The organism is Bordetella petrii (genome assembly GCF_020991325.1).
Classification (GTDB): domain Bacteria; phylum Pseudomonadota; class Gammaproteobacteria; order Burkholderiales; family Burkholderiaceae_B; genus Bordetella_A; species Bordetella_A petrii_E.
In genome coordinates this window covers 1-4,744 of the sequence record NZ_JAJMLX010000321.1, presented here as the reverse complement: position 1 = coordinate 4,744, position 4,744 = coordinate 1, and the positions used below count along the sequence as shown (strand labels likewise).

The 4,744-nt window shown below is 66.5% G+C and carries 3 protein-coding genes and 2 pseudogenes; 1 reads left to right on the top strand and 4 read right to left on the bottom strand.

Going from position 1 to position 4,744, the window contains the following annotated elements; genetic code table 11:
* Positions 1 to 168: 168 nt before the first annotated feature.
* The 4 genes and pseudogenes from LPZ50_RS21885 to LPZ50_RS21870 all read right to left on the bottom strand — a co-directional run.
* The gene (locus tag LPZ50_RS21885) at positions 169 to 1,494 is read right to left on the bottom strand and encodes a TRAP transporter large permease (protein WP_230664914.1); all 1,326 of its coding nucleotides are present in this window, start codon (positions 1,492 to 1,494) and stop codon (positions 169 to 171) included.
* Positions 1,487 to 2,050, bottom strand: coding sequence for a TRAP transporter small permease (locus tag LPZ50_RS21880; protein ID WP_230664913.1), 564 nt, complete (start codon positions 2,048 to 2,050; stop codon positions 1,487 to 1,489). Before LPZ50_RS21880 ends, LPZ50_RS21885 begins: the two co-directional genes overlap by 8 nt.
* Before the next feature lie 64 nt (positions 2,051 to 2,114).
* Complete coding sequence (locus LPZ50_RS21875; RefSeq protein WP_230664911.1) at positions 2,115 to 3,206, bottom strand: C4-dicarboxylate TRAP transporter substrate-binding protein; 1,092 nt, start codon at positions 3,204 to 3,206, stop codon at positions 2,115 to 2,117.
* A gap of 51 nt (positions 3,207 to 3,257) precedes the next feature.
* Positions 3,258 to 4,640 (bottom strand): annotated as a pseudogene (locus tag LPZ50_RS21870) (class I adenylate-forming enzyme family protein); the annotation flags it as partial.
* Between LPZ50_RS21870 and LPZ50_RS21865 the strand changes: the two are divergent.
* Positions 4,614 to 4,744: pseudogene (locus LPZ50_RS21865) on the top strand (SDR family NAD(P)-dependent oxidoreductase); the annotation flags it as partial. The pseudogenes LPZ50_RS21870 and LPZ50_RS21865 overlap by 27 nt on opposite strands.

Below are 4,744 nucleotides of genomic sequence, written 5' to 3'. Positions count from 1 at the left end.
GAGGTGCCCGGGTACTTCGTCAAGGATCTGCAGGAGGGCCTGGCGGCGGTGCTGGCGGCTGCCCGATGAAGTCGCGCCCATCACCACCGCCGTCTTGCCTGCCAATCGTCCAGCCATGTCGCACGTCCTCCAGGAACGGGGCCTGTCCACGGCCCCATGTTTCGGGGTTTATTTGCCCAGCATGTTGTCCGGCAGCCAGGTCACGATGATGGGAAAGAAGAACAGGATCAGCGTGGTCGCGATCTCCATCAGCACGAACCACCATGCGCCGCGGAAAATCTGCGTCAGCGGGGTGCTGCGGTCGATGCCCGCGATCACGTACACATTCAGCCCCATGGGCGGCGTGATCAGGCCGATTTCGCACATCTTCACGGCCAGGATGCCGAACCAGATCGGGTCGTAGCCCAGCGACACCACAGTAGGGAACATGATGGGCAGCGTGATCACCAGCATCGAGAAGGCATCCAGGAACATGCCCAGGGGGAAGTAGATGGCCAGCAGCAAGAAGATCACGGCCAGGGGCGGCACGTCGGCCTCGACCACCGTGGCCGCGATCAACTGCGGAATCTGCGCCAGGCTCAGGAAGTAGCTGAAAATGCCTGCCCCTATCATGGTGAACAGGATCATCACCGTGGTGGTAATGGAAGAGCGGCAGCTTTCCAGCAATTTTTCCTTCAGTTGCGGGCGCGCCTGGCGGGCCAGCAGCAGCATCACGAAGGCGGCGAATGCTCCCACGGCGCCAGCCTCGGTGGGCGTGACCAGGCCCAGGTAGATGCCGCCCAGCACCACCACGAACAACAGCAGCACCTGCCAGGCATCGGCCAGCGACGCCAGGCGCGCGCCCCAGCTTGCCGCGGGCTCGGTGCCGGTCCGCACGCTGCGGCCGCGGCCGCGGCAGATGACCCAGATGCCGGCCATGAACACCAGGGTGGACAGAATGCCGGGAATCACGCCGGCCACCAGCATCTTGCCGGCCGACACTTCCGTCAGCGCGGCGTAGAAAATCAGCAGCACGCTGGGCGGAATCAGCACCCCCAGCACGCCGCCAGCCGCCACGGCGCCGGCGGACAGGCGGGGATCGTAGCCCGCCTTGCGCATTTCCGGGATCGCCACCGACCCCACGGTGGCCGCGGTGGCCACGCTGGAACCGGAAGTCGCGGCAAAGCCCGCGCAGGTCAGGATGCTGGCCATGGCCAGGCCGCCCGGCCGATGACCGACCCATTTGCGCGCCACCCCGAACAGCCGCTGCCCCACGCCTGCATGATGGGCAAACGCGCCCATCAGGATGAACAACGGTATCACCGTCAGCAGATAAGAGGCCGACTGGTGGTACGAAAACGCCTTCAGGCGGTTCAGCACGAAGGCCAGGTCTTCGATCATGACGATGCCCACCACGCCCGCCAGCCCCAGGGCGGCGAACACCGGCGTGCCGATGGCCATCAATACGAAGATCAGACAGACGGCGACGGTGGTCGCCACGACGAATTCATCCATGATGCGCCTCCCGATCGCCCGCTCCGGAAGGAACGCCGTCGTCCCGCAGGCCAGGCGCGGCGGCCGCCGCGGGCGCGCCGCGCACCGCCACATACAGCGCATGGAACGCCAGTTGCAGGAAACCGAACCACAAGCCCGCCGCCAGCGCGATCTTGGCCCACCAGATGGGAAATTCGATATAGCCCCAGCGGAATTCCCGGATGGCGAACGAGTGCGCGGCGTCCTGCGTGGAGGGCACGGCCAGGATCAGCAGGAACAACGCCGCGCCGGCCCAGGACAGGGTCTCGGCCAGGCGCGCCGCGCCGCGCGGCATGCGCTCGACCAGCATGGTGACGCGGATGTGGGCATTGTCCAGCTTGGTCCAGCCCAGGCCCAGGAACACCACCATCACCATGCTCAGTTCGGCCAGTTCGAATACCCCGGACAACGGCCGCCCCCACACGCCGCGGGCGATCGCGTCCAGCGTAGTGCCGAACATCAGGAACAGCAGGAAAACCAGCGCGATCGCGCCGAAGCCGTTCGACAGGGAACGGAAAAAATGCTCGAGTTGCCGCATGCGGCCCTCCCAAGGGTGTTGCACGCCGCGGCTCGGCCGCGGCGTGGCCAAGAACGGGCCGCGGTCAGGCCTTCAGCGCGATTTCGGACGGCCGCAGCAGCGTGCCCTTGGCATCGTGCCGGGCGATGGCCTGGTCGATCAGGGCCTGCATGCGCGGGCCGTCGATCCCGGCGGGCTTGGCTACTTTCTCGACCCAGCTGTCCACCTGCGCGGGCTGGATCAGTTTTTTCGCCGCCTGTTTCTGGGCGTCGTCCAGTACCTGGAATTTCACGCCCTCTTTTTGGGCCTTCTGCACGTAGTCGTGCAGCACCTTGTTCATGATGGTGGAATACTGGCCGCCGTAGATTTCTTCCACGATCTCGTTGCAGGTGGCCTGGATATTGGCCGGGAATGAAGCCCAGGTATCCACGTTGATCACCGTGGCGGCCGGCGCATGCGGGCCGTCGCCGATGTCGGTGAAGTGCGGCGCGATTTCATGCAGCTTGTACGCCACCGCCGTGATGAAATCGAAGCCGTACACGCCGTCCAGCACGCCGCGCTCCAGGGCCGTGTACACCTCGGGCGCGGCCATGGGCACCGCCGTGCCGCCCAGGCGCTCGATGACGTCCGTGGCCACGCCGTAGCCGCGGATGCGCTTGCCCTTGATGTCGTCCAGCGACTTGATAGGCGTACGCGTGATCAGCGGCGCATAGTTCCAGTTGGTCCAGTACATCACCTTGGCGCGGTGGCGCTTTTCCCATTCGTCGCGCAGCGGTTCGAATTCACCATACACATCGCGGCATACCTGCAGCAGGGCATCGGCGCGGTTCATGCGGAAATACCATTCCAGGCCGCGCGTCACGGGAAGGTCGGCCTGGTAGTACCCCGGCGAGATCAGGCTCATTTCCGATGTCTTGTCGCGCACGGCGGGCAGGTGTTCGCCCACCTTGTTCAGCGACGCCGACCAGTAGCGCCGGATTTTGACTGTGCCGCCCGAGCGCTTTTCCAGTTCATCCAGGAACCAGCGGTCCAACCACGACGGGCCCGCCGTCTCGGACACATAGCTGTCGAACTTGAACGAGATCTTTTCCTTGGCCGACAGCGGCAGGCTCAGCCCGCCCAGCGCGCCCGCGCCCGCCAGTAAGCCGGTGGTCTTGATGAATTCGCGACGTTTCATGACTCCTCCTGATTATTCGCGCTTGCGCGCTTTGTATGACCCCCGCGGGGGTTAAATCGTGGGGGCGGGGCCTTGCCTGGCGCGCGCCCGCAGGTCTGTCTTCAGCACTTTGCCGTAGCTGTTCTTGGGCAGATCGGCACAAAACTCATAACGCCGGGGCTTCTTGAACGACGCCATTTCGGCGCGGCACCAGGCTTCCAGCACCATCGCGTCCAGGGCCTGGCGGCCGGCGCGGGGCACCACGAATGCCACCACTTCCTCGCCCCATTCCGCGTGCGGCGCGCCCACCACCGCCACCTCGAACACATCGGGATGGCCGGCGATGACTTCTTCGACCTCGCGGGGGTAGATATTGGTGCCCCCGGAAATGATCACGTCCTTGGAACGGTCGGTCAGCGTCAGGAAACCGTCGGGGCTCAGGTAGCCGATGTCGCCCGTGCGCAGCCAGCCGTCGGCCAGCGCCTGCCGGCTGGCCTGGTCGTTGCGCCAGTAGCCGCCCATGACGGCCGGGCCGCGCGCCACGACTTCGCCGCACTGGCCCGGCGCCACCGGGTTGAACGCGCCGTCCACCACCCGCACTTCCATGCAGGACTGGGCGGTGCCCACCGAGGCGATGCGCGCTTCCCAGTGCGGCTGCGCGCGGTCCGCGATGGCGTCCCGGCGCATGGCCGTAATGGTCATGGGGCTTTCGCCCTGGCCGTAGATCTGCGCCAGCACGGGCCCCAGCGCATCCAGCGCCTCGACCATGTCGGCGGCATACATGGGCGCGCCACCGCACACCACGGTGCGCAGCCCGCGCACCTGGGAAGGCGCTTCGCGCACCATGCGCTTGATCATGGTGGGCGCGGCGAACAGGCAGACATCGCCCAGGCGGCCGGCCAGGTCGAAGATCTCGGCACTGTCGAAGCCGCGCGACGCCGGCACCACATGGCGCGCCCCGGCGCGCACGAACATGAAGTTGTACAGCCCCGCGCCGTGCGACATGGGCGCCGCGTACAGCCAGGCATCGCCCGCCGACACGCTGTCGACGTCATAGGGGTAGCACAGGGCCATGGCCACCAGATTGTCGTGGCTGAGCATCACCCCCTTGGGCCGGCCAGTGGTGCCCGATGTGTAGAACAGCCATGCCAGCGAGCCCGGTGCCACGGGGCACGGCGCGCCGGCGCCGCCGGCATGGCGCAGGGCTGCTTCGAAAGCGCCGGTATCCACGCCCAGTTCGCGGCAGCCATCGGGAAGCAACTGCGCGCCGAACTGGTCGCCGGCGTCGGTGATGACCAGGGCCGCCTCGGCATTGGCAACGATCCACGCCGCCTCTTTGGGGTGCAGCTTATAGTTAATGGGCACGATGACCGCGCCTATCCACCACGCCGCATACATGGCGTACAGGTACTCGATGCGGTTCGGCATGTACAGCGCGACGCGGTCGCCCGCGCGGCCGAATACGCGCTGGCTTACAACGCGCAGAAGCTGGTGGTGATCAGCTCGCTGTCCGCGTACCGGCCCGAACTCGGCCCGGACGCGCTGCGCCACTATTCGGA